This window comes from Streptomyces sp. NPDC045955, from assembly GCF_056430805.1.
Genome location: NZ_JBWKKY010000010.1, coordinates 315201 through 340658, shown reverse-complemented (window position 1 = coordinate 340658; position 25458 = coordinate 315201). Strand labels below are relative to the sequence as shown.

The 25458-nt window shown below is 72.0% G+C and carries 16 protein-coding genes and 5 pseudogenes; 12 read left to right on the top strand and 9 right to left on the bottom strand.

What is annotated here, in order from left to right:
* Nucleotides 1–29: 29 nt before the first annotated feature.
* Nucleotides 30–332 (bottom strand): annotated as a pseudogene (locus AC07F0_RS22985) (hypothetical protein); the annotation flags it as partial.
* 40 nt (nucleotides 333–372) lie between these two features.
* Between AC07F0_RS22985 and tnpA the strand changes: the two are divergent.
* Nucleotides 373–670: pseudogene (gene tnpA, locus AC07F0_RS22980) on the top strand (IS200/IS605 family transposase); the annotation flags it as partial.
* Between the two features lie 159 nt (nucleotides 671–829).
* Here tnpA and AC07F0_RS22975 read toward each other — a convergent pair.
* On the bottom strand, nucleotides 830–2794 hold the full coding sequence (locus tag AC07F0_RS22975; protein WP_478981392.1) for an ABC transporter ATP-binding protein: 1965 nt from the start codon (nucleotides 2792–2794) through the stop codon (nucleotides 830–832).
* Nucleotides 2791–4668: an ABC transporter ATP-binding protein gene (locus AC07F0_RS22970; RefSeq protein ID WP_478981390.1), complete on the bottom strand. Its 1878-nt coding sequence runs from the start codon at nucleotides 4666–4668 to the stop codon at nucleotides 2791–2793. The genes AC07F0_RS22975 and AC07F0_RS22970 overlap by 4 nt, the downstream gene beginning before the upstream one ends.
* A gap of 183 nt (nucleotides 4669–4851) precedes the next feature.
* On the opposite strand from AC07F0_RS22970, the pseudogene AC07F0_RS22965 reads away from it, so the two are divergent.
* From AC07F0_RS22965 to AC07F0_RS22950, 4 genes and pseudogenes are all read left to right on the top strand, one after another.
* Nucleotides 4852–4953 (top strand): annotated as a pseudogene (locus tag AC07F0_RS22965) (ABC transporter ATP-binding protein); the annotation flags it as partial.
* A gap of 2 nt (nucleotides 4954–4955) precedes the next feature.
* Nucleotides 4956–5942 (top strand): annotated as a pseudogene (locus AC07F0_RS22960) (sensor histidine kinase); the annotation flags it as partial.
* Nucleotides 5935–6623: pseudogene (locus AC07F0_RS22955) on the top strand (response regulator). The pseudogenes AC07F0_RS22960 and AC07F0_RS22955, both read left to right, overlap by 8 nt.
* Nucleotides 6624–6729: 106 nt before the next feature.
* Complete coding sequence (locus AC07F0_RS22950) at nucleotides 6730–7728, top strand: ScbA/BarX family gamma-butyrolactone biosynthesis protein (RefSeq protein ID WP_478981430.1); 999 nt, start codon at nucleotides 6730–6732, stop codon at nucleotides 7726–7728.
* A 76-nt stretch (nucleotides 7729–7804) separates the two neighbouring features.
* On the opposite strand, the gene AC07F0_RS22945 is transcribed toward AC07F0_RS22950, so the two are convergent.
* From AC07F0_RS22945 to AC07F0_RS22930, 4 genes are all read right to left on the bottom strand, one after another.
* Nucleotides 7805–9265 (bottom strand): MFS transporter, encoded by a 1461-nt coding sequence (locus AC07F0_RS22945; protein WP_478981388.1) that lies wholly within the window; start codon nucleotides 9263–9265, stop codon nucleotides 7805–7807.
* Nucleotides 9266–9385: 120 nt separating this feature from the next.
* Entirely contained in the window at nucleotides 9386–10099 is a 714-nt protein-coding gene (locus AC07F0_RS22940) for an HAD family hydrolase (protein ID WP_478981387.1), read from the bottom strand.
* Nucleotides 10100–10221: 122 nt separating this feature from the next.
* Nucleotides 10222–10920, bottom strand: a complete 699-nt coding sequence (locus AC07F0_RS22935; protein WP_478981385.1) for an HAD family phosphatase — start codon at nucleotides 10918–10920, stop codon at nucleotides 10222–10224.
* 68 nt (nucleotides 10921–10988) lie between these two features.
* Nucleotides 10989–11981 (bottom strand): aldo/keto reductase, encoded by a 993-nt coding sequence (locus tag AC07F0_RS22930; RefSeq protein WP_478981383.1) that lies wholly within the window; start codon nucleotides 11979–11981, stop codon nucleotides 10989–10991.
* Nucleotides 11982–12332: 351 nt separating this feature from the next.
* On the opposite strand from AC07F0_RS22930, the gene AC07F0_RS22925 reads away from it, so the two are divergent.
* From AC07F0_RS22925 to AC07F0_RS22910, 4 genes are all read left to right on the top strand, one after another.
* Nucleotides 12333–13343 carry a beta-ketoacyl-ACP synthase III gene (locus AC07F0_RS22925; protein WP_478981381.1) on the top strand — a complete coding sequence of 337 codons (1011 nt, stop codon included), beginning with the start codon at nucleotides 12333–12335 and terminating at the stop codon, nucleotides 13341–13343.
* Nucleotides 13344–13407: 64 nt separating this feature from the next.
* The gene (locus AC07F0_RS22920) at nucleotides 13408–13647 is read left to right on the top strand and encodes an acyl carrier protein (RefSeq protein WP_020272690.1); all 240 of its coding nucleotides are present in this window, start codon (nucleotides 13408–13410) and stop codon (nucleotides 13645–13647) included.
* Nucleotides 13647–14879, top strand: coding sequence for a beta-ketoacyl-[acyl-carrier-protein] synthase family protein (locus AC07F0_RS22915; protein ID WP_478981379.1), 1233 nt, complete (start codon nucleotides 13647–13649; stop codon nucleotides 14877–14879). Before AC07F0_RS22920 ends, AC07F0_RS22915 begins: the two co-directional genes overlap by 1 nt.
* A 115-nt stretch (nucleotides 14880–14994) precedes the next feature.
* Nucleotides 14995–15750, top strand: a complete 756-nt coding sequence (locus AC07F0_RS22910) for a thioesterase II family protein (protein WP_478981377.1) — start codon at nucleotides 14995–14997, stop codon at nucleotides 15748–15750.
* 6 nt (nucleotides 15751–15756) lie between these two features.
* Here AC07F0_RS22910 and AC07F0_RS22905 read toward each other — a convergent pair whose 3' ends face one another.
* Nucleotides 15757–16575: an AfsR/SARP family transcriptional regulator gene (locus tag AC07F0_RS22905; RefSeq protein ID WP_478981376.1), complete on the bottom strand. Its 819-nt coding sequence runs from the start codon at nucleotides 16573–16575 to the stop codon at nucleotides 15757–15759.
* 258 nt (nucleotides 16576–16833) lie between these two features.
* On the opposite strand from AC07F0_RS22905, the gene AC07F0_RS22900 reads away from it, so the two are divergent.
* Both AC07F0_RS22900 and AC07F0_RS22895 read left to right on the top strand, forming a co-directional pair.
* Nucleotides 16834–20712, top strand: a complete 3879-nt coding sequence (locus tag AC07F0_RS22900; RefSeq protein WP_478981375.1) for a type I polyketide synthase — start codon at nucleotides 16834–16836, stop codon at nucleotides 20710–20712.
* A 142-nt stretch (nucleotides 20713–20854) separates the two neighbouring features.
* Nucleotides 20855–21538 carry a TetR/AcrR family transcriptional regulator gene (locus tag AC07F0_RS22895; RefSeq protein ID WP_478981373.1) on the top strand — a complete coding sequence of 228 codons (684 nt, stop codon included), beginning with the start codon at nucleotides 20855–20857 and terminating at the stop codon, nucleotides 21536–21538.
* Between the two features lie 79 nt (nucleotides 21539–21617).
* Here the strand turns inward: AC07F0_RS22895 and glgX are convergent, their stop codons facing one another.
* Nucleotides 21618–23870, bottom strand: coding sequence for a glycogen debranching protein GlgX (glgX, locus tag AC07F0_RS22890; protein WP_478981371.1), 2253 nt, complete (start codon nucleotides 23868–23870; stop codon nucleotides 21618–21620).
* A gap of 186 nt (nucleotides 23871–24056) precedes the next feature.
* Between glgX and AC07F0_RS22885 the strand changes: the two genes are divergently transcribed.
* The gene (locus AC07F0_RS22885; RefSeq protein WP_478981369.1) at nucleotides 24057–25301 is read left to right on the top strand and encodes a L,D-transpeptidase; all 1245 of its coding nucleotides are present in this window, start codon (nucleotides 24057–24059) and stop codon (nucleotides 25299–25301) included.
* Nucleotides 25302–25458 lie beyond the last annotated feature (157 nt).

Genomic DNA, 25458 nt, shown 5'->3' with positions numbered 1-25458 from the left:
AGGCGAGTGCGCTTTCTGTCAGGGGCGCGTCAAGAGTATGGCCGGAAACGGTTCGTTGACCGGAAAGCCGTGTTCGCTATGCGGACGGATCCACGGAGGGGCGCGCGGACGGATTCCCCGGTGTCGGGCAGGTCTCCGTGCCAGGAGTGCCACAGCGCCGCGTAGGCCCCGCCCGCCGCCACCAGCTCGTCGTGCGTGCCGAGTTCGGTCAGCCGGCCGTCCTCCACCACGGCCACCCGGTCGGCGTCGTGCGCGGTGTGCAGCCGGTGGGCGACGGCGATGACCGTGCGCCCTTCGAGCACGGCGGCCAGGGCGCGCTCGGTGTGCCGGGCCACACCGCCTGGCCGACGACGCCGCGAAGGGATCACTCGTTGCGAGGACTTCGAGGCGGAGCTGAAGGAGGCCAACGGCGAACAGTGTCACGTCCACCTGCTGGTGCACTACCCGCCGAAGGCCGCCGTTTCGAAACTGGTCAACAGCCTCAAGGGCGTCTACGCCGCCGGATACGGCTGGGGGTACCTTTCGGCCGAAGGCTGGGGGAGAGCTCACCTGCCCCACAGACCGCGCCATCATGCAGGGGCACCAGTGGTCGCCCTCGTACTTCGCCGTCTCCTGCGGCGGAGCACCGTTGGCGCTCGTCCGCCAGTACATCGAGCAGCAAAAACGTCCGCTCCAGGCTGCGGGTCAGAGCAGTCCTGAGATGCGTTTCATCCCCGACGTGAACGCCGGGGCTTTCACGCAAGGTCACAGGTAACGGGCGCCGCCCCGGTGATCGGGTGTGCCGGGGTCCTCGTACGCGTCGATCATCCGCCCGCCCTCCTCCGCCGTCCTACGCCAGGCTGTCCCGCCAGGCCCGGTGCAGATCCGCGAACCTGCCCGTGCCCGCGATCAGTTCGGCCGGTTCACCGTCCTCGACGATCTTCCCGTGTTCCATCACCAGGACCCGGTCCGCGATCTCGACGGTCGACAGCCGGTGCGCGATGACCACGGCCGTACGGCCCTTGAGCACCGTCGCCATCGCCCGCTGCACCGCCCGCTCGCCCGGGACGTCCAGCGAGCTGGTCGCCTCGTCGAGGATCAGCACCGCCGGATCGGCCAGCAGCGCCCGGGCGAAGGCGACCAGTTGCCGCTGACCGGCCGAGATACGGCCGCCCCGCTTGCGTACGTCGGTGTCGTAGCCGTCGGGCAGGGAGCTGATGAAGTCGTGCGCGCCGATCTCCTTCGCCGCCCGCTCCATCTGCTCGCGGGAGGCGTCCGGCCGGCCGATCGCGATGTTGTCGGCGACCGTGCCGGAGAACAGGAAGGCCTCCTGCGTCACCATGACCACCCCGCGCCGCAGTTCGGGTACGGCGAGGTCGCGCAGGTCGACGCCGTCCAGCAGTACCCGGCCCTCGGACGGGTCGTAGAACCGGGCGAGCAGCTTGGCCAGCGTCGACTTGCCGGCGCCCGTGGAGCCGACGACCGCGACCGTCTGCCCGGCCGGGATCGTCAGGTCGAAACGGGGCAGCACGTCGCCGCCGGTGCGGTAACCGAAGCGGACGCCGTCGAAGACCACGTCGCGGCCGGGGTGTTCGCTCTCGAGCGGCGGGAGCTGCCGGGGGGTGGCCGGCTCGGGGACCGACGGGGTCTGGGCGAGCAGCCCGGCGATCTTCTCCAGCGAGGCCGCCGCCGACTGGTACGAGTTGAGGAACATGCCGAGCCGGTCGATGGGGTCGTACAGGCGCCGCAGGTACAGCACCGCCGCCGCCAGCACACCGAGGGCCAGCGTGCCGTCGGCGACCCGGTAGGCGCCCCACAGCACGATCGAGGCGACCGCCGTGTTGGCCACCAGCCGCGAACCGGTGACGTACCGGGCCATCTCCAGCGTCGCGTCGCCGTTGGTCCGCTCGTGCCGTTGGTTGAGCGCGCCGAAGTCCGCGTCGTTGACGGTCTCGCGGCGGAAGGCGCGCACCGGGCGGATGCCGTTCATGGTCTCGACGAACTTCACGATGACGGCCGCGATCGCCGTAGACCGGGCCCGGTACACCCGGCCGGCCCGCCGCTGATACCACCGCACGAGCGCGTGCAGCGGCACCAGGGACGCCACCGCGGCACCACCGAGGCCCAGGTCGAGCCAGAGGAGCATGGCCGAGATGTAGACGAACGACAGGATGACCGTCACGAGTTCCTGGAGGCCCTCGTCCAGCAGCTCGCGCAGCGACTCCACGTCCGTGGTGGAGCGGGAGATGAGCCGGCCCGAGGTGTAGCGCTCGTGGAAGTCGACACTCAGCGCCTGCGCGTGGCGGAAGATCCGGCCGCGCAGGTCCAGCAGCACGTCCTGGCTGACGCGGGCCGCGGCGGCGACGAACGCGAACTGGAGCCCGCCCGCGGCCAGCGCGCACGCCAGATAGCCGACGGCCACCGCGATGAGCGGCCCGTCGTCCTGCGCCCGGAACGCCGGCACGGCACGGTCGATGGCGTACGCCACGAGCAGCGGGCCCGCCTGCACGACCGCCTGCTGGAGCAGCAGCAGGAGCGTCGTGACCGTGACGCGGGCCTTCATGGGCGCGAGCAGGGAGCGCAGCAGGGCGGCGGTGGCGCCCGGGGGAGTGGGCAGGACGTCCCGGTCGAAGGGATCGCCGGTGGCCGGGGCCCGACTGCCGGCTTTCCCGTCGTCCGGCTTCCTGGCGTCGGGCTTCGCGTCGTCGGGCTTCCCACCGTCGGGTGTCCGGTCGGGTTTCCCGCCGTCGGGTGTCCGGTCGGGTTTCCCGCCGTCGGGTGTCCCGCCGGCCGGTGCGGTGGTGGCCGCCGTCATCGTGCGCCCTCCTGTTCGCCTGACTGTTCGTCCTGCTGTTCCCCGGACGGTTCGCCGGACTGTTCCCGGGACGGTTCGCCGTACTGTTCCCCGGACGGTTCGGCGGACTGTTCGCCGGACATCAAGTGCGCGTACTCGGCGTTCGTACTCAGCAGTTCGTGGTGGGTGCCGACCGCGGTGATCCGGCCGCCGGACAGCAGGGCGACCCGGTCGGCGAGCAGCACGGTGGACGGGCGGTGCGCCACGATCAGGGCGGTGGTGTCCGCGAGGACCCGCCGCAGGGCCGCCTCCACGGCGGCCTCCGTGTGCACGTCCAGGGCCGACAGCGGGTCGTCCAGGACGAGGAACTCCGGCTGCCCGACGACGGCTCTGGCCAGTGCCAGCCGCTGCCGCTGCCCTCCGGAGAGACTGTGGCCCTGCTCGCCCACCTGTGTGTCCGTCCCCTGCGGCAGCGCGTACACGAAGTCGGCCTGGGCGACGGCCAGGGCACGCTCCAAATCGGCCGGGCCCGCCGTGTCGTCGGCGCCCATGAGAACGTTGTCGGCGACCGCGGCCGAAAAGAGCGTGGGCTCCTCGAAGGCGACCGCGACCCTGGCGCGCAGCTCCTGCCTGGACAGGGTTGTGATGTCGACGCCGTCGAGGGTGATACGGCCCGACGTCACCTCGTAGAAGCGGGGGATGAGCGCGGTGAGGGTCGTCTTGCCGCTGCCCGTCGTGCCGACCAGGGCCATGGACTCGCCGGGGCGGACGTGGAGGTCGACCCCGTCCAGCACGGGAGGGGAGTGGGGCGGGGCGTCGGGGTAGCGGAAGGTGACGTCGTGGAACTGGAGACCGGGCCGGGCGGCGGGCACCGACGCCGCGTCACCGGCACCCCCCTGCTCCTCCGCGCCCTCGTCCATCACCTCGAAATACCGCTCCGTCGCCGTCGCCGCCTCCTGGCTCATCGCCAGCAGGAAGCCGATCGACTCCACCGGCCACCGCAACGCCAGCGCCGTGGACAGGAACGCCACCAGCGTCCCCGCCGACAGCCCCCCGTCGGCCACCTGCACCACCCCGACCACCAGCGCCGCCCCGATCGCGACCTCCGGCAGCGTCACGATGACGCCCCAGATCGTCGCCAGCAGCCGCGCCTTGCGCAGTTCCGTGCCGCGCAGCGTCCCCGACAGCTCCCGGAACGCCCGGGCCTGGCTGCGGTGCCGGCCGAAGCCCTTGATGATGCGGACGCCGAGCACGCTCTCCTCGACGACCGTCGTCAGGTCGCCGACCTGGTCCTGGGCGAGCCGGGCCACCTTGGCGTACCGCTTCTCGAAGATCACGCAGGTGACCATGACGGGCACGGCGGGCCCGAGGATCACCAGCCCCAGCGTCCAGTCCTGGAGCAGCATGATGACCACGCCGACGACGATCGTCACGCTGTTGACCAGCAGGAACGTCAGCGGGAAGGCGAGGAACATGCGCAGCAGCATCAGGTCCGTCGTCCCCCGGGACAGCAACTGCCCCGAGGCCCACCGGTCGTGGAAGGCCACCGGCAGCCGCTGAAGGTGCCGGTACAGAGCCGCCCGCATGGACGCCTCGACGCGGGCGAGCGGCCGGGCCACCAGCCACCGCCGCAGCCCGAACAACAGGGCCTCGGCGAAGCCGAGCAGCAGCAGGTACAGCGCGCCGAGCCACACCCCGCCCGGGTCCCGGTCGGCGATCGGCCCGTCCACCATCCACTTCAGGACGAGCGGGATCACCAGGCCCACGCAGGAGGCCAGTATCGCGACGAACGCGGCGGTGAACAGCCGCATCCGCACGGGCCGCACATACGGCCACAGGCGCAGCAGCGTACGCACGGTGGAACGGTTCCGGGCGGGGGCGGGTGTGGTGGCCATCAGCAGCGAGCCTACGGAACGCCACTGACACTGCCCACCGGGTTTTCGCCGTACCGAACTCGGGTGTCGGCCCTACGACCTGCGCGTTCGAGGGGTCGTACGACGGCATCAGCCGATCGGATGATGTCCGTTCGAGCGCGATGGCCGATGCGCGGACCCGGCCGCCGCCGGGACCCTCGACACATGTCCGTCATCGAAGTCACCGACCTGCGCAAGGCCTACGCCGGCCGCCCGGCCGTCGACGGTCTCTCCTTCGCCGTCGAGGAGGGCGAGGTCTTCGGCATCGGTTCTACGCGTCCACCGGCTACTTCGACAGCGGCGAACTGATCCGCGGGAAACGCCGGCAGTGGCTCGGCCTCCTGGCCACCGTCGTCGTGGTGGCGGGCTCGCAGTCCGGCGGGATGCCGATCCGCAGCCCGACCCAGTGGCTGCTGTTCGGCGGGCTGCTGGTCGTGAACTTCGGCCTGCTGACGGTGGTCGGCCACATCACCCAGCAGGAGGAACAGCGCTCCCGGGAGCGGGCCGTCACCATCACCGAACTCGAACGCACCAACGCCGCCCTGCAACAGGCCCTGGACGAGAACGCCGCCCTGCACGCCCAGCTCCTAGTCCAGGCCCGGGAGGCGGGTGTCGCCGACGAACGCCGGCGGCTGGCCGCCGAGATCCACGACACGATCGCCCAGGGGCTGATCGGCATCATCGCCCAGCTCCAGGTCGTCGCGAACGCCCCCGACCTGGCGGTGGCCCACACGCACCTGGAACGCGCCTCGGACCTGGCCCGGCACAGTCTCGGCGAGGCCCGCCGCTCCGTGCACAACCTCGCCCCCGTCGCGCTGACCGACGCCGGACTGCCGGAAGCCCTGAAGAAGACGGTCGCCGAGTGGGGCGAACGGACCGGCGTACGTGCCGAGTTCACGGTCACCGGCACCGCCGAGCAGCTCCACGAGGAGGTCGCGGCCACCCTCCTGCGGATCGTCCAGGAGGCCCTCTCCAACGCCTCCCGGCACGCGTCCGCCGGCCGCGTCGGCGTCACCCTGTCCCTCCTCGGGGACGAGGTGACCCTCGACATCCGCGACGATGGCAGCGGCTTCGACCCGCTCGCCGCCCCCGCCCGCACCCTCCCGCACTCTCGACTTCATTCGAGCGGGGGAGGCTTCGGTCTCGACGGCATGCGGGCCCGCGCCGAACGCATCGCCGGCTCCCTCACCGTCGAGTCCGAGCCGGGCCACGGTACGGCGGTCTCCGCTCGCGTACCGTTGGTCCGCCATGACTGAAGACGCCGCTACGGCTGACGCCGCGACCGGTGACGCCGCTGCGGGTGACGCCGCGATCACCCTGCTCATCGTCGACGACCACCCCGTCGTACGGGACGGCCTGCGCGGCATGTTCGAATCCACGCCGGGCTTCCGGGTCCTCGCGGAGGCCTCGAACGGCGTCGAGGCGCTCTCCCTCGCCGCAGACCTCGATCCGGACGTCATCCTGATGGACCTGCGCATGCCGGGCGGCGGGGGAGTGGACGCCATCCGCGCGCTGACCCGCACCGGCGCCCGCGCCCAGGTCCTCGTCCTCACCACCTACGACACCGACTCCGACACGCTCCCCGCGATCGAGGCGGGCGCCACCGGCTACCTGCTGAAGGACGCCCCCCGCGAGGAACTGTTCACCGCCGTACGGGCGGCGGCGCAGGGCCGTACGGTCCTCTCCCCGGCCGTGGCCTCCCGCCTGGTCACCGCCGTCCGCGCTCCCCGGGCACCCGGCAACGAGCCGCTCTCCGCCCGCGAACGCCAGGTGCTGGCCCTGGTCGCCAAGGCACGTCCAACCGAGAGATCGCCCGCGAGCTGTTCATCAGCGAGGCGACCGTGAAGACCCACCTCACGCACCTGTACGCCAAGCTCGGTGTCAAGGACCGGGCGGCGGCGGTCGCGGTGGCGTACGACCGCGGGATCCTCGGCTAGCCCTCTTCGTCCGGGCGTGATGGGCACGTGAGGGGTGCGTGAGCCGTCGCTGCGAGCGTGGCCGTCGTCAAGGACAGTCTGGAAAAAGGGGATTCGCGTGACCGTGATGGCCGAGACGAACCATGTGGGGGCCGCGCTGCGCGCGCTCACCTTCGAGCACACCGTGGCGAAGGGACTCGTCCACCGGCGGGCGCTGTCGGAGGTGTTCCTGACCGACAGCAGGGCGGTCGACGACGACCACTTCGTGGCCGGAGCGCAACTGCCGCCGTCCCACGCCTACTACACCGACCACACGACCGGCTCCGCGGTCGATCCGCTCTTCCTGCTGGAGTGCTGCCGGCAGGCCGAGACGCACGCGGTGCACGCGCACTTCGGGGCGCCGAACGGCACCAAGTTCGTCCTTCAGCAGTGGTCGATGGACCTGCCGGGCCTGTCCGCGCTGGAGCGGGTCCACGGGCCGGCCGAGGTGACGATCGCGGCCACGACGCACGACGCGCAGTGGGTCGGCGGGTCGCTGCGCGGTCTGCGGTACCGCATGGCGATCACCGTGTCCGGGCGGCCGGTGGGCGAGGTGACGATGCGGGTGAAGTACGTCGCCGACAGCGTGTACGGGATGCTCCGCGGCCGACGGGACGGCGGGAGCACGCCGACGTCCGAGTCGTACCGCCGCCCGGCCACGGAGGGCCTCGTCAGGCCCGGGCGCGTGGGCCGGGAGCGGCCGGAGAACGTGGTGCTGCTCGACCCGGTCACCGAGGACCGGCAGGTCCGGGCACGGCTGCTGGTGGCCGGCGGGCACCCCAGCCTGTTCGACCACGCCCAGGACCACGTGCCCGGCATGGTGCTGATGGAGGCGGGACGGCAGACGGCCCTGCTGACCGCCGAGGAGCTCTTCGGGGCTCCGGCGGCGTCGTGGTCGCTCACCGGTCTCGAGGCCTCGTTCGGTGCCTACGCGGAACTCGACGAGCCCCTGACGGTGGTCGCCGACGGCCACGGGCAGGCGGCCGACGCCGGCACCGTCTCGATCCCCGTGACGTTCGAACAGGGCGGGCGCGGGGTCGCCCGGGCCGCCTTCAGGCTGGAACGCGGCGGCAGCGCGGGACGGTGATACAAGAAGGACCGTCCGGACCCCATGAGGTGGGGTCCGGACGGTCTTCTCGTTCCGTGGGGGAGCGGGGAGGGGTTCACCCCTCCTGAGCGGTGGAGGACTGGTCCAGGTCACGGTCACGGACCATGGTGAAGATGGCGATGGCCCCGGCGAGGGCCACGCAGGCCAGCACCACGTAGACGACGCCCCAGCCGTGCTGGAGACCCTGGACCGCCCGGTCCACCAGGTCCTGACCGCCGCTCGCGCGCACGGAGCCCAGCCGGCCCTGCACCACGTCGTCGGCCATCGCACCGTCGTCCGCGGACAGTTGCTGACGGGTCGAGGTGAGCAGCAGCCCGCCGACACACGCCACGCCGATCGTCTCGCCGGCGACCCGGAGGGTGTTGAACATGCCCGACGCCATACCGCTGCGCTCGGCCGGCACCACGCTGACCGCCGCGTTGTCCATGACGCCGAAGGCCAGACCGATACCGACACCGGCCAGCAGCAGCGCCGCGTACAGCCCGGTACGGGAGGACACCGGGTCGGTGAACGTCATCAGCAACAGCGCGACGGCCAGCACCGCCGGTCCGACGGCCAGCAGCATCCGAACGGACAGCAACCGCACCAGGGCGGGGGTGAACAGCGGCAGGACGAAGACCGGCAGCGTCAGCGGCAGCAGCATCGCTCCGGACATCGTCGAGCCCGCACCGCCCGCGCCCTGGAAGTAGGGCGGCAGGTAGACGAGCAGGGCCGCGAACGCGAAGACGATGCTCACCGGCTGCCAGATGATGGCGACGAACGTGGGGCGCCGCAGCAGGCTCAGGTCGAACATCGGCTCGGCGACGCGCAGTTCGACCACGACGAACAGGGCGAGGAACAGCGCCGCACCCGCGAAGGAGCCGAGCGTGACGATGCCGCCCCATCCCTGGGAGGGCCCCTCGACGAAGCCGAGGGCGAGCAGCATGAGGGCCAGGGTGAAGGTCAGCACGCCGGGCAGGTCGATGCGCCGCGCCCCCGGGTTCTTCGACTCGGGCAGCGTGCGTGCCAGGACGAGCACGACCGCGCCGAGCAGGACGTTGACCAGGAACACCGCGTGCCAGGACGCGACGCCCACCAGCAGACCGGACACGAACGGGCCCATCGCCAGGCCGAACCCGATCGAGGCGCCGAAGATGCCGAAGGCCCTGGCCCGGGCGGCCCGGCTGAAGGTGTGGGCGAGCAGCGCGGAACCACTGGTGAGCACCGCGGCCGCGCCCATGCCCTGGACGAAGCGCGCCAGGTCCACGAGCAGAATGGTGGGCGCGGTGCCCGCGACGAGCGAGGTCAGCGCGAAGACGGCCGTGCCGCTCCGGAACAGGCGGCGGCGCCCGAAGAGGTCGGCCGCGGAACCGGCCGCCAGCATGAAGGCGGTGAACGCCACGTTGTAGGCGTTCAGCACCCACTGGGTGGAGGCGGCCGAGGCGTGCAGCGCGCCGGACATCTCGGCGAGGGCGACTCCCGGCCCCGTGACGGAGATGGGCAGCATCACGGCGGCCAGGGCGATGGCCACCAGCACACGCGTGGGATTGGGGGCGGTCTCCGCAGGGACGGCCCTGGGTGGTGACAGCTCGGAATCAGCAAGTGACTGGGACATCGAAACCTATCAATTCTGGGGCGAAACGGGTCGGGTGCGTGGTCAGAGCCGGGAGGCCGGCAGCGGGGCCCGGGCCTGCCGGTCGTCCTCGGCGGTGAGGAGAGCGCCGAGCTCCGCGAACGAGGTCACCTGCGCGTCGATGAAGGACCCGAACGCCGACACGTCGTCATCCGAGAAGACCGCGCCGCGCATCAGCACCGTACGCAGCCCCGCGATCTTGGCCGCGCGCAGGGCGAGCGGGGAGTCGTCCACCAGCAGCCACTTCGCCGGGTCCACCTCGCCCTCGGCCGCGAGCAGCGCCGCGTAGGTGTCCGGGTCGGCCTTGGAGGCGTGGTCGAGGGCCACGTAGTCCTCGGGGCGGAACAACCCGTCGAGCAGCGAGCGGCGCGCGGTGGTGCGGTCCATCGTGGAGAAGACCCGCAACCGCACATCCCGCGCACGCTGCTGCGCGCAGAACGCCTCCACGCCCTCGCCGAGGGCCAGCGGCGTGCCCCGCACGGCGGTCAGCGACCTGAGCGCGTCGATCTCGGCGTTGAGGTGCTGCTCGATACCGAGGCCCGCGAACAGCACGCGCAGGCTCTCGCGCTGGGGAAAGGTGCTGATGGCCTTGAACTGCGTGACCGTCGCCTCGATCGGCAACTCCGTGTGGCGGTTGATGCCTTCGTGCAGGGCGAGCAGCAGCAGGCTCGACGCGTTCAGGCTCAGCACTCCGTCGAAGTCGAGCAGCACGGTCTGCGGGGAAGCGGCGCGGTCCAAGGCATAACTCCTGGGTGGTGGGGAGCGCGGCCGGAAGGGCCGGGACCGCGCGGGGAAAGGGAGGGGCCCCGGCGGCGCCGGACCGGCCGGGGGCGGTCCGGCGCGCGGGGCGGTGCGTGGGCTCAGTCGCGCCAGACGGAGTGCGCGGCGGCCTCGGAGTCGAGGGTGCGCAGCAGCTCCTCGTCGATGGAGTGCAGCGAGTCGACGATGTGCCGGGCGCCGCTCTCGCGCATCAGCTGGGGCTGGAAGCTGTGCTCGAAGGAGCTGGGGTGGCCGATGAAGGGGATGTCGAGGGCCTTGGCGACCTCCGCCACCCGGGCCACGTCGTCGATGAACAGCACTTCGTCGTACTTCAGGCCGAAGACCTCGGTGGTGATCTCGCGCAGGCCGGGGCGGAAGTCGTTGGTGCAGACGTAGCCGGGCTCGTCGAAGAGGTCGCCGTGCTCGCCCAGGAAGTGGTCGAAGTGCGACTTGTCCAGGCCGCCGTAGCTGACCGTCTTCAGTCCCAGCCCGCGCAGCCGGCGCAGCAGGTCGATCGCGCCGTCGAGCAGCTCGACCGGGTGCTCGCGGGTGTACTCCTCCCGCTCCTTGAAGTAGACGTCGATCGCCTCCTGGGCGGTCCACGGAACGCGTGCCGCGTTCGCCATGCCCTGGCCGCCGACCAGCTGCGGCTGGGAGAAGATGCTGCGCTCGACGTCGGCGGTGTACTCGCCGCCACGACTGACGATGAAGTTGTGGATGACGGGGCTGAAGGTGTCGTTCAGCAGGACGCCGTCGATGTTGACGGCGGCCAGCTTGAGCTGCTTGAGCTTGTCTGCCATGGAATTCCTCGTTACCTGGTGAAGAGAGTGCTGCTGAAGAGAGTGAAGACGGGGGAGAGTGACGGGCGTCAGTGACCGACGGTCGCCATGCCCGCCGGGTCGTAGCGCTCGCCGGAGACGACGTGGTGGGGCACCGCGGCCGACACGGCGGCCAGTTGCTCGTCGGTGAGCCGCAGTTCCGCGGCGGCGACGTTCTCGCGCAGATAGCCGATCCGGCGCGTGCCCGGGATGGGGACGATGTCGTCGCCCTGGGCCAGCAGCCAGGCCAGGGCCAGCTGTACGGGGCTGCACCCGTACAGCTCCGCGAGCTCGCGCAGCCGCTCGACCATCCGGATGTTGCGCGCCAGGTGCTCCTGCTGGAAGCGGGGGTGCGAGTGCCGGAAGTCGGTGGGGTCCAGGTCCTCGGGCCGGCTGATCGCACCGGTCAGGAAACCCCGCCCGATCGGTGAGTACGCCACGAGCGACGTGCCCAGCTCCCGGGCCACCGGCAGGACTTCGGCCTCCACCTCACGGGTCCACAGCGAGTACTCGGTCTGCAGGGCCGCGATGGGGTGGACGGCGTGCGCCCTGCGCAGGGTCTGCGCGGTCACCTCGGAGAGCCCCAGGTGCCCGACCTTGCCGGCCCGCACGAGTTCCGCCATGGCTCCGACCGTCTCCTCGACGGGGATGTCGGGGCTCTTGCGGTGGAGGTAGTAGAGGTCGATGTGGTCGACGCCCAGGCGCTGGAGGGAGGCGTCGACGGCCCGCCGGCAGTGCTCCGGGCTGGAGTCGATGTTCCGGCCCTGCCTCGGGTCGCTGTCGTCGCGCCGGATGCCGAACTTGGTCGCGAGGACCACCTGGTCGCGCCGGCCCGCGATGGCCCGGCCCACCAGGCTCTCGTTGTGGCCCTTGCCGTACATGTCGGCGGTGTCGAGCAGCGTGACCCCGCTGTCCAGGGCCGCCTGGAGGGTCGCCAGGCTCTGGGCCTCGTCGGTCGGACCGTAGAACTCCGACATCCCCATGCAGCCGAGACCGATGGCGGAGACCACCGGGCCGTTCGTGCCAATCCTGCGTTGCTGCACTCAGTTCTCCTCGTGCGCGGTCGTGAGCGGGGTCGTTGAAGGGGTGTCCGGCCCACGGTCGCCTGCACCGCGGCACAGGGCCGCCGCCGGACGCATTCCAGGCTGGCAGCGCGTACTTACGCACCACTCATGTGCCGCTCACGGCCGACGTGAGTGCCACATGTCCCCTGCGTGGGCCGCCCGTGAGGGAAAGCGGAGCCCGCGTTGCCAGAGTGAGAACTCCGACGGCGCCACAGCACATCGGTGCACCACGACAGCCAGGAGGAACGACGCAGTGACGGCTACGACAGCGACAACGGCTGTGGCTGACAGCAGCACCCCGAACGACTCGCACGGTGACGGAGACGCCGGATGACCGGCCCGGACCGCGCGGCGGTCGTCGCCGGGCTGGGCAGCTGGGTCCCGCCCACCGTGGTCACCAATGACGACCTCGCCCGGCAACTGGACACCTCGGACGAGTGGATCAGCAGCCGGACCGGGATCCGCAGGCGGCACGTCGTCGACCCGGGCGGATCGACCGGTGACCTCGCCGTCGAGGCCGGGCGCAGGGCCCTGAAGTCCGCGGGCGAGGAGCGGGCCGACGTCGTCGTGGTCGCCACGAGCACCCCGGACCGCCCCTGCCCGGCCACCGCGCCCGAGGTCGCCGACCGGCTGGGGCTCGGCGGGGTCGGCGCGTTCGACATCGCCGCCGTGTGCACGGGCTTCGTCTACGCGCTGGGGGCGGCGGCCGGTTTCGTCCAGGCGGGCTTCGCCCGCTCCGTCCTGGTCATCGGGGCGGACACCTTCTCCACCATCCTCAATCCGGCCGACCGCACGACCCGGGCCATTTTCGGGGACGGCGCCGGAGCGGTGTACCTGCGCGCCGGCGCGGCGACGGAGCCGGGCGCCCTGAAGGGGCTCCACCTCGGCAGCGACGGCGGCCAGAGCGACCTCATCCAGGTGGCGGCCGGCGGCTCACGACAGCGGTCCACCGGCCGTCCGGCCGCGCCGGAGGCCTCCTACTTCACCATGGAGGGCCGCCCGGTGTTCGCGGAGGCCGTGCGCCACATGGCGGCCTCCGTGACGACGACGGCCGACGCCGCGGGCTGGGCGGTTCAGGACATCGACAAGGTCGTCCTCCACCAGGCCAACGCGCGGATCCTGGCAGCGGTCGCCGAGCGCATCGACGTACCGCTCGAACGGTTCCCCGCCAACATCGAGCGGGTCGGCAACACCGTCGCGGCCTCGATCCCGCTGGCCCTGGCCGACGCGTCGGCCGACGGTGAACTGCTCCCCGGCCAGCGCGTCGTGCTCGGCGGGTTCGGCGGGGGGCTCACCTGGGGGTCGGTGGCCCTCGTATGGCCCGACATCACGGCGGTCTGACGCCGGCCCGCCCTCACAGCCACCCTCACCTCTCATCACTCACCGCACCACAAGGAGAAACACCATGCAGGCGATCGCGGAGCGGGTCTCGGTCCTTCTCTCCGACCAGTTCAAGGTCAAGCCGGAGATCATCGCGTCCGAGGTGACGCTCGGCAAACTGTCCTTCGACTCCCTGGTCCTGATCGAGCTCGGCCTCGTCCTGGACAAGGAGTTCGGGGTCGAGATAGCCGACGGCGAGCTCACCGAGGAGCACACCCTGGACGACCTGGTCCAGCTGCTGTCGGCCAAGGGAGCGGCGGTCTGATGGCGGACGGTCCCACACACGGCACGGCCGTCACCGGCCTGGGCCTGGTGACCCCGGCAGGAATCGGCCTGGAGGAGAACTGGGAGCGGGTGCTGTCAGGACGCTCCTGCGCCACGCGCGACCCCGCGCTCACCGAGCTGTCGGTCGACTTCTCCTGCCGGGTACCGGGTTTCGACGCCGGTGAACTGCTGGGCGGCTTCGCCGGCTGGCAGCTGGAGCGCTTCGTCCAACTCGCCGTCGTGGCGTCCCGGATGGCCGTCGCCGACGCCGGATGGGACTCCACGGCCTGGGACGGCACCCGGGTCGGGGTGGTGCTCGGCAACTCGCTCGGCGGTGCCGCCACCTTCGCGGAGCAGCACGACACGCTGCGCGAGCGCGGCGCCGGCAAGGTCTCGCCCCTGCTGGTGACGAAGTACATGCCGAACATGCTCGCCGGCTACGTGGCGATCGACGTCGGCGCCCGGGGGCCCAGTCTGGTGACCGCCACCGCGTGCGCGTCCGGGGCGACCGCCATCGGCACCGCCCGGGACCTGCTGCGCTCCGGCGCCTGCGACATCGTGCTGGCGGGTGCCAGCGAGTCCGCGCTCACTGCGACGGTGATGGCGGGGCTGTGCAAGATGGGCGCCCTGTCCAAGTCGGGGGAGGCGCCCGAGCAGGCCGGGAAACCGTTCGACGCGGAACGGGACGGGTTCGTGGCCGCCGAGGCGGCCGGCGTGCTGGTCCTGGAGCGGGAGGCGGACGCCCGCGCCAGGGGTGCGAGGATCCGCGCCGTCGTCAGCGGTTACGGATCCTCCTCCGACGCCCACCACGCCACCGCCCCGCACCCTGACGGGGAGGGCATCGAGCGGGCCCTGCGCGCCGCCCTGGCGGACGCGGGCGCCGGCCCCTCAGAGGTCCGGCACGTCAACGCGCATGGCACCGCCACCGCGATGAACGACCTCGTCGAGGGCAGGATGCTGCGCCGCGTCCTGGGCGACAGGCCCCTGGTCACGTCGACGAAGGGGGTCACCGGCCATGCGCTGGCCGCGGCGGGCGCCATCGAGGCGGCGTACACGGTGCTGGCGGTGCAGCACGGCACGGTGCCGCCGACGGCGAACCTGAAGAACCCGGACCCCGCCATCGACTTGGACCTGGTCAGCGGCGAACCGCGCACCACCCCGGTGGACGTCGCCGTCAGCACGTCGCTGGGGTTCGGCGGCCACAACGCCGCGCTCGTCATCACGCCGGCCTGACTCCGACGCCGCGAGGTCCGCGCCGGGCGGGGAGCACGCTCCCCGCCCGGCGCGGGCGCCGCAACATGCCCTGTGTACGGCGCTCCCATGGCCCCGACCCACCAAGGAATTGAGCATGGCTTCGCACTCCGAGGACTGGACACACGTGCTGCGGCCCTCCGCCGACCGCGGCAGCCGCGTCGTCGTCTTCCCCCACGCGGGCGCCGGCGCGCAGCGCTACGCGAGCGTCCTGGCCGGTCTGCCGGAGACGGTGGAGGTCGTGGGCGTCACCCTGCCGGGGCGGGAGCGGCGCGCGAGCCTCGCACCGCGTACGACGCTGGCCGCCGCCGTGCCGGGCATCCGCCGGGAGCTGAGCGCTCTCGACCCCGCGCCGACCGTCTTCTACGGCCACAGTCTGGGAGGGCTGCTGGCGCTCGCCGTCGCCGACGCCGGCGGACACTGCGACGGCCTGGTCGTGAGCTGTTCGCAACCGGGCGCGCGAAGCCGCCCACGCGCGCAACAACAGGGCTCCGCCGCAGAACTGGCCGAGATCCTCGCCTCCCACCGCCTGCCCGCCGACGCCCTGCGCGACCCGTTGCTCAGCCCGGCGCGGCGGGTCCTGGCCCATGACCTCGCGCTCGCGCGGGACGCGCTGTACGCCGTGGAGCCACTGCGGCTCACCGTGCCGGTGACCGCGCTGGCCGGTACGGACGATCCGCTCGTCCCGCCGGGCGCGCTGCCCCTGTGGGCCCGCTTCACATCGGGCCCGTTCCGCCGCCGGCTCGCCCGGGGCGGGCACTTCTTCCCCTTCACCCCGCAGGGCCAGGGCGTCCTGCTCGAAGAGCTCCTCGCGTCCCTGACGGCCGCCCGTGCGGGGGCACTTGTCCACTGACGGGTGCTACACCGCGACGAGATGAGGGGCGCGGTCGTCCAGGAACGTGTGCTCCAGCGCGTCGTCACAGTTCAGGATCTGCTGCTGGAGGCGACGCAGACGGTGCGAGGGCTCCAGGCCGATCCCGTCGGTCAGCGCGGTGCGAACGCCCTGGTAGGCCGCCAGCGCGTCGTTGCGGCGCCCGGAGAGGTACAGCGCCAGCATCAGGTACTCGTGCAGCACCTCGTCGTAGGGGTTGAGCGCCACGAGGGCGTGCAGTTCGCCGATGACCTCGGCGTACCGGCGCAGCCGCAGGTCCAGGCCGACGCGCTGGCTCAGCACCGCCTTGCGGTCCTCCTCCAGCCGCAGCACGTGCGGGTGCAGTACGGGCCCGGCCGGCACATCGGCCAGGGGCGCGTCACGCCACAGCTTCAGCGCGTTGTTCAGGTGCGCCGACGCCTGTGACAGGTCCCCCCTGGCCTCCGCCTCTCCCGCCGTCGACACGAGCCGCTGGTAGCCGACGATGTCGAACTGCTCGCCGGGGACTTCGAGCCGGTAACCGGTGGCCTCGGTGATCAGCGTCTCCTTGGGGAGACGGTCCGAGGGGCCGCCGTCGAGGGCGCGGCCGATGCTCTTGCGGATCTGCATGACGCAGTTCTGGATGCCCGTCGAGGCGCTCATGGGCACGTCGAGGCCCCACAGTTCGCGCTCGATGGCGGCCCGCTGCACCACGCGTCCCCGGTTCAGGATGAGTACGGCGAGGAGCTTTCGGGCCTTCAGCGCCGTGGGGACCACCGACACGCCGTTCATGGTCACGCGCAGGGGGCCCAGCACTCTGGCGATCATCCGTCCTCCTCGCTCAGGCAAGCTGTGTAGCGGTGTATCAATGGACTGTAGCTCATGTTTTGACCGCTGTCGTTCTCGGATCCGGCGCCCTATGTAAGGAAACGGCAGGTCGTCCACCTTGCGAAGCAGGGGGAAATCCGCCTGTGACGCACTCTTCTTCTGGCGTTCATTGGATCAACTGGAAGTCAAACTTGGTCTCTGGTTTACTTTTGGACCTGACACCGCAGAACCAAGGGGGGCTTCGTGCAGCAAGGCGGCATGCCTGACATCGCGATCGTCGGGATGGGATGCAGATTTCCGGGAGCGCCCGGGGTGCGGGAGTTCTGGCACCTGCTCGAGCACAACACCGACGCCGTCACGCCCGTGCCTCGGGACCGGTTCGACGTGGCGCGGTACCACTCGGAGCGGCCGGGCGAACCGGGCAGGACCGTCTCGCGGCACGGCGGGTTCATCGACGACCTGTACGGCTTCGACGCCGCCTTCTTCCACATCGCCCCGCGCGAGGCGCTGGCCATGGACCCTCAGCAGCGGGTCCTCCTCCAGGTCGTCTGGGAAGCACTGGAGGACGCGCACATCCTCCCGTCCGCGCTGGCGGGCAGCCGCACCGGCGTCTTCGTGGGTCAGGCGACCGCCGAGTACGCGGACCTGGCGGAGTCCGGTGGGCAGCAGGACGTGCACGGGATGGCGGGCAGCCGGCTGCGGACGATGACCGCCGGGCGCCTCTCCTTCGCCCTCGACCTGCGGGGACCCAGCCTGATGGTCGACACCGCGTGCTCCTCGTCCCTGGTGGCCGTGCACCTGGCCCGGCAGAGTCTGCTGACCGGGGAGAGCGACCTGGCCGTCGCCGCCGGAGTCAACGCCGTGCTCTCGCCGTCCGACGCCATCACCTACTCCCAGGGCGGCATGCTCGCCCCCGACGGACGCTGCAAGTTCGCCGACGCCTCCGGCGACGGCTTCGTGCGCAGCGAAGGAGTGGGGGCCGTCCTGCTCAAGCGGCTGCCCGACGCCCTGCGCGACGGCGACCAGGTGCTCGCGGTACTGCGGGGAAGCGCCGTCACCAACGACGGCCAGGGCAGCGGAACACTGCTTCAGCCCGCCGTGTCCGGGCAGACCGAGATGATCCGCTCCGCCTGCCGCAGCGCCGGCATCACCCCGGACCGGCTGGACTACGTGGAGGCCCACGGCACCGGCACGCCCGTCGGGGACGACGTCGAACTGCGCGCCCTGGCAGAGGCCGTGGGCGACGGAGGACGGTCCCGGTCCCGTCCGCTGCCCATCGGTTCCGTCAAGACCAACATCGGTCACGCCGAAGCCGCCGCCGGGATCGCGGGCCTGATCAAGACGGTGCTCATCGCCCGGCACCGCACCATCCCCGCGTCCCTGCACCTGCGCACGCCGCACCCCGCCTTGGCCGGGGACGCCTCCGCCCTCGCTGTCGTCACGCGCAACACCCCGCTCGTGCCCGGCGACCGGGCCGCACTCATGGGTGTCAGCTCCTTCGGCCTCTCCGGCACCAACGCGCACGTGATCGTCGGCGAATACGTGCCCGAGCCGCACACCGGCCGGCCCCCGCACGACGCTGCGGACGCACCCGAAGAGCCGCAGCTGCTGCTGCTCAGCGCCCGCACCCCGGCCGCACTGAGCCGGCTCGCCGCGCGCTACGCCGGCTTCCTGGACGGCGAGGGGAGCGCCTTCCCCCTGCGCGACATCTGCCACACCGCCGCCACGCGACGTGACGCCCACCCGCACCGCCTGTGGGCCGTCGGCCGCACCCACGACGAACTCGCCGCCGCCCTGCGCGCCCTGGCCGAGGGCGAGGAGACCCCGGACGGAGGGACGGCCGACGCCGGGTTCACGGGCGACCGCCGGACCGCGTTCGTCTTTCCCGGACAGGGCTCGCAATGGCTCGGCATGGGCCGCCGCCTCCTGGCCGGTGAGGCGGTGTTCCGCCGGACCCTGACGGAATGCGACGCGGCCGTCCGGGAGGAGCTGGGCTGGTCGGTCATCGGCCTGCTGACCGGCGACGGCGAGGACGCACCCCCGCGGGAGCTCCCCGACGACGTCGCGGTGGTGCAACCCCTGCTGTGGGCCGTGCAGGTGTCACTTGCCGCGCTCCTGCGTGCCAAGGGAGTCGAACCCGACCTGTGCGTCGGGCACAGCATGGGCGAGGTGGCCGCCGCCCAGGTCTGCGGCGCGCTGTCGCCGAAGGATGCCGCCTCGGTCATCTGCCGGCGCAGTTCCCTGATGCAGAGCCGGGCGGGGCGCGGCGCGATGCTCGCCGTCGAACTCGACGCGCCGGCCGCGGCGGCCGCGGTGGCGCCCTATGGCGACACGGTGTGCGTCGCCGCGGAGAACGCCCCCGGCAGCACCGTCCTCGCCGGGGACGCGCACGCTCTGCACCTCATCGCCGAACGCCTCCAGGCCGACGGGGTGTCCTGCCGGCCCGTCAAGGTCAACGTGGCGTCCCACTCCCCGTACATGGCCGACCTGCGGGACGGCCTGGCCGACGCCCTCGCCCACCTCACGCCGCTGCCCGCCCGCACCCCGATGTTCTCCACCACCCGCTGCGAGCCGGTCGACGGACCGGAACTGGACGCCGCCTACTGGGTGGACAACCTCCGCGAGCGGGTGCGTTTCGTCGAGGCCGTGCGCACAGCCGCCCAGGAGGAGACGGTGTTCCTTGAGGTCAGCCCGCACCCGCTGCTCGTCCAGTCCGTCACGGCGGTCCTCGGCGAACAGGGCGCCGCACCGGCCGCCGTCGCCACCCTCAAGCGCCACCAGGACGACGGCGAGAACCTCACCCGGGCGCTCGGGCAGCTCTTCTCCCACGGCGCACGCATCGACTGGAACCGCTACTTCCAGGGGACCGCGCCCCGCGTGCCGCTGCCGACGTACGCCTGGGACCAGGAACAGTTCAGGAAGGAGCCGGCCCCCACCGCGGCGCCCGCCGCGCCGGCCGAGCACGTACGGGAGGTCGAACTGCGCGAGTTGGGCCTGGCCGACCTGGGGCAGAGCGTCCGCACCGGAGACGGCCCGGCCGTCGTACCGCCGGTGCTCTACGTCGAGGCCGTCCTGTGGGCGGCGGACGGCATCGGGCGACGCGGTGAAGGCGTGCTGGAGGACGTCGAGTTCGGCGACCGGCCCTGGGAGCTGGCACACGCGCGCGACGCCGCGGTACGCGTGTGCCTGACGCCCGCCGCGGAGCAGGGCTGTTTCCTGTTCACCGTCACCGCGCTGCGCACCGCGGACGCCACCCGGGACGGTGAGCTGTGCATGACCGGCAGGTTCCGCACGGCCGGCCCGGCCGCCGGCGAGGACAGCACGGGCGGCAGCGTGACGGCCGAGCCGTACGGCTGGGAGCTGCTGGACACCGGCCTGACCCGGTGCACCGCGTACGTGCCGGCGGCGGAGTTCTACCGCCGTGCCCAGGGCCGCGGCTACACCATCGACGCAGCGCTGTGCACCGTGGCGCAACTGTGGTGCTCCGACGGCGAATCGGTGGCTCGCATGCGCCGCTCGCCCGGCGCGGGGACGGCGGCCGGGCTGGAAGCCGGGCTCCTGACGATGCTCGCCACGTGGCCGCACGCCACGAGGGCAGGGGGGAGACCGGACGGCTACGTGCCGGTGTCCTTCGGCCGTGTCCTGGTCCGGGACGCGGCGGGAGTCGGCCGGGACCACTGGTGCGTGGCCCGCTTCACGCCCTCGGACGGTACGGACGACGCCCGCTGCGACGTGTGGCTGACGGCCGAGGACGGCCATGTGATCGCGGAGTTCCGTGACATCCGGCTGCGTCGCCGAGCGGCGGGCCCCGCCCGCGAGTCCCTCGACGAGGCAGGCCCGGTACCGGTGCCCGCGACGCTCGCCGCAGAAGACCCGGCACCGGCTCCTGCGACCACGACCCCCGGGCGTGCCCCCACATCCGACGACGTCCTGAAGCAGGCCGCCACCGTGCTCGGCCTCTCGGCGACCCGGCTCGACCCGCGCAGACCGCTGCGGACCCTGGGACTGGACTCCCTGCTGGCGACCGAGCTCAGGGTGCGCCTGCACCGCACGGCGGGCGTCGACATATCCGCCACACGGCTGCTGGGCCGCGAACCCGTAGGCGTGATCGCCGATTCCGTGGCGTCACGGCCCTGACGTCCCGCCCTGACCTCCACCCCGACGTCCACCCTGACGTCACCTCAGGAAAACGAAGACCATGACTCATAGATGTACCGTGGTATAATTTTTTCCATGGCCGGGGGAGCCCACACAACGACGTGAGAAGGCGAGGAAGCACATGGCCTCTGAACCTGCCCGCCCCCTCGGGCGCAGAGAGCGCAGCAAACAGCGGGTTCGGGACCGCATCTACACCTCTGCCCTGACCCTCTTCGCGGAGCAGGGGTACGACCGCACCACGATCGACCAGATCGCCGAGCACGCCGACGTGGCCCGGGGCACCTTCTTCAACTACTTCCAGCGCAAGGAAGACCTGGTCACCGCCTGGGCCGAGGCCCGCAAACGGCGCCTGGAGCTGTGCATGGAAGAGTCGATGAAGTCCCGGAACGACGATGTGACCGTGCACCTGGAGCGGTGCATGGCGGCACTGGCGGAGTTCAACGAGTCCGAGCGGGAGATCACCGCCGCCATGCTCCAGGCCTGGGTGAAGGCCGGCCGGCCCCTCCTCGAAGAGCCCTACGCGGGCCAGGTCTTCGCCGACATCATCGAGGCCGGGCGCCAGCGCGGGGAGGTCACCTTCGACATCGATCCGATGCGGGTCGGCAACATCCTCCGTGATTCGTACCTGGGCCTGCTCTACCGCTGGTCGCAGAACCCGGGCGGGCGCGTACCGCTCCACATCGAACTGCGCGAGGTCCTCAGGATCGTCCTCACGGGCGTCCTGTCGTACTCCCAGCACGGGCGCGGCACCCCGGCGTCGTCGACTCCCGCCGCGGCCCCGCTCGCACCGGCGTCGCAGGCGTAGAAGCCGGCCCGGGTGCGGACCGGCCCGCCGACCGCCAGGTCGGCGGGCCGCTGCCGCCGGGGTCCGGCGAAACGATGCCTCAGCCCGCGACCCGCAGCAGCAGCACCGCCCGCGCCGGCACCGTGATCTCCGTCCCCGCCGGGTGCTCCACCCCCGGCGCCTCGCCCTGCTCCTCCAGACTCGTGTCGACGACGACCTCGTACCGCTCCGCCCACGGCGGCCCCGGCAGCACGAAGCTCACCGGCTCCTCGCCCGCGTGCAGGACGGCGAGGAAGCTGTCGTCGAGGATCTGCTCCCCGCGCTCGTCCCGGCCCGGGATGTCCCGGCCGGACAGATACATGCCCAGCGTGGCGGCGGGCGCGTACCAGTCCTGCTCGGTCATCTCGGTGCCCCGGGACGTGAACCAGGCCAGGTCGCGCAGGCCGTCCGCGGTCTGCGCCCGGCCCGAGAAGAAGGCCCGGCGCCGGAGCACCGGGTGCCGGTGGCGCAGCTCGATCAGCCGGGCGGTCAGCGCGGACAGCGCCTTCCAGCCCGGGTCCCGAAGCAGGCCCCAGTCCACCCAGCTGATCTCGCCGTCCTGGCAGTACGCGTTGTTGTTGCCGCCCTGCGTGCGGCCCAGCTCGTCGCCCGCGACCAGCATCGGCACACCGGTCGACAGCAGCAGCGTGGTCAGCAGGTTCCTCAGCTGCCGCCGCCTGAGCGCCCGTACGCCCTCGTCGTCCGTCTCGCCCTCGGCGCCGCAGTTCCAGGCCCGGTTGTCGTCCGTGCCGTCGCGGTTGCCCTCGCCGTTGGCCTCGTTGTGCTTGCGCTCGTAGCTCACCAGGTCGCGCAGGGTGAAACCGTCGTGCGCGGTGATGAAGTTGACGGACGCGTACGGCCTGCGCCCACCCCAGGCGTACAGGTCGCTGGAGCCGGACAGGCGGTAGCCCATCTCCCGTACGTCCGGCAAAGCGTGCCGCCAGAAGTCCCGTACGGCGTTGCGGTACCGGTCGTTCCACTCCGTCCACAGCGGCGGGAACGCCCCCACCTGGTAGCCGCCCGACCCCACGTCCCACGGCTCGGCGATCAGCTTCACCCGGCGCAGCACCGGGTCCTGGGCGATGACCGCCAGGAACGGGGAGAGCATGTCGACGTCGTGCATGGAGCGGGCCAGCGCCGCCGCCAGGTCGAAGCGGAAGCCGTCCACGCCCATCTCCGTCACCCAGTACCGCAGGGAGTCCGTGATGAGCCGCAGCACATGCGGCTGGACCACGTGCAGGGTGTTGCCGCAGCCGGTGTAGTCGGCGTAGCGGCGGGGGTCGTCCTGGAGGCGGTAGTAGCCGCGGTTGTCGATGCCCTTCAGCGACAGCGTCGGCCCCAGCTCGCCCGCCTCCGCCGTGTGGTTGTAGACCACGTCGAGGATGACCTCGATCCCGGCCGCGTGCAGCGCGCGCACCATGCGCTTGAACTCGCCGACCTGCTGGCCGGTCGTCCCGGTGGCCGCGTACGCCGCGTGCGGCGCGAAGTAGCCGATCGAGTTGTAGCCCCAGTAGTTGCGCAGGCCCCTGCGCAGCAGATGGTCCTCGTGCGCGAACTGGTGCACCGGCAGCAGCTCCACCGCCGTCACACCCAGTCTCACCAGGTGCTCGATCGCCGCCGGGTGCGCGAGGCCGGCGTAGGTGCCGCGCAGCTCCTCGGGGATGTCCGGGTGCAGCCGGGTGAAGCCCTTGACATGCAGCTCGTAGATCACCGAGTCCGCCCAGGGCGTCTTCGGGCGGCGGTCGTCCGCCCAGTCGTCGTCATCGTGGACGACGACGCCCTTGGGGACGTACGGCGCCGAGTCGCGGTCGTCGCGCACGGTGTCGGCGACATGCTGCTGCGGCCAGTCGCGCACATGCCCGTACACCTCCGGCGGCAGGCCGAAGTCACCGTCCACGGCACGGGCGTACGGGTCGAGGAGCAGTTTCGCCGGGTTCCAGCGGGCGCCGGTCCACGGGTCCCAGCGGCCGTGCACGCGGTAGCCGTAGCGCTGCCCGGGCAGCACGCCCGGGACGAAGCCGTGCCAGATCTCGTGGGTCAGCTCGGCGAGCCGGACCCGCGACTCCTTGCCCGCCTCGTCGAAGAGGCACAGCTCGACCCCTTCGGCCCCGCCCGCCCACAGGGCGAAGTTGGTCCCCGCCACCCCGTCCGGGCCGACCCGGAACCGGGCGCCCAGCGGTGTCGGCGCGCCCGGCCGGGCGGGCACCGCGGGCGGTGGCGCGGCCTGCCGCGCGCCGTTCACGGCGGCGGTCTGGCGCCCGTTCCCGGTGGCCTGATGACCGGCCACCGCCTCCTGCTCGGCTGCGCTGGACACCTGTCAGCCTCCCGCGGCTCGTGGGACGACGGGGGACAGAGGGGTGCGGCTCTGCTGCGGCCCGGGTCGCGGCTCCCCTGCGCGTCGTCCTCCCCACTGTTCTGCCCAGAGCGTGGGTCGCACTCACGTTTCCCTGGGGGCGGGCATGGTCGTTTCCCGGGGACGCGGCCGGTCGTTGGGCACCTCGTGAGGCACGTACAAGGGCGCGCGCGGCGCGCGAGGGCCGCGCTGGCCGCCGTAGTGACATGGGCAGGGCTCCTGACCGGGGCCACCGGCTGTACCTCGGACGACGCGGCCGGGATCGCCGGGGCGTTCGGCGCGCCCCCGGCGCCCGAGGACGTCATCCGGGTCTCGCCCGACGACGGCAGCAGGGGTGTGCGCCCCGGGGAGAAGCTGCACGTGCGTGTGCCCGACGGCAGGCTGGAGTCGGTGAAGGTCGTCCGGTCGCAGGACGCGCAGGAGTCCCCGGTGCCCGGGCGCCTCTCCGCCGACGGACTGTCCTGGGAGCCCGACGAGAAGCGGCTCGCGCTGGCCGCCAAGTACACGGTCGACGCGGTGGCCGTGGACGGAGACGGGCGCCGCTCCGCCCGGCACACCACGTTCACGACGTACGTGCCGGAGGAACGCTTCGTCGGCTACGTCAGCCCGGAGAACCGGGCCACGGTCGGCACCGGCATGATCGTCTCGCTGGAGTTCAGCCGGGAGATCGCCAACCGCGCCGCCGTCGAACGCGCGGTGAAGGTCACCGCCCGCCCCGCCGTCGAGGTCCGCCCCCACTGGTTCGGCCGGACCCGCCTCGACTTCCGCCCCGAGGACTACTGGAAACCCGGCACCCAGGTCACCGTCGCCCTGCGTCTGCGGGACGTCGAGGGGGCGCCCGGGGTCTACGGACTCCAGCACAAGACGTTCTCCTTCACCGTGGGACGCAGCCAGGTCTCCGTGGTCGACGCCGCCCGGCACACGATGGAGGTGCGGCGTGACGGCGAGGCGCTCGCCACCGTGCCGGTCACGGCCGGAGCCCCCGAGAACACCACGTACAACGGCAAGATGGTGGTGACCGAGATGCTCGACGTCACCCGGATGAACGGCGCCACGGTCGGCTTCAAGAAGCGCGACGGCAAGGGCGAGTACGACATCCCGGACGTCCCGCACGCCATGCGCCTGACCGATTCCGGCACCTTCCTGCACGGCAACTACTGGGCTCACCACACCGTCTTCGGCCGCACCAACGTCAGCCACGGCTGCATCGGACTGCGCGATGTGAAGGGCGGCGGCTCGGACACCCCGGCCGGCTGGTTCTTCGACCGCAGCATCGTCGGGGACGTCGTCGAGGTGGTCCACAGCAATGACAAAAAGGTCGCTCCCGACAACGGGCTCGGAGGCTGGAACATGGGCTGGGAGGCATGGAAGGCGGGCAGTGCGGTGAAGTGACCCGGCAGGGGGGCGGACTGCTTCAACTTTCCGTGGAAGTTGGGACTGAACGGTGACAATCGCAGGTCGTCGGGGTGCGGCGCCTTGTGGTTAATATTCGCCGGTGCGCGGGGGACGCGCAGGGGTGCGGGCCTGACCAGGCCCTGGGAGGGGAGAA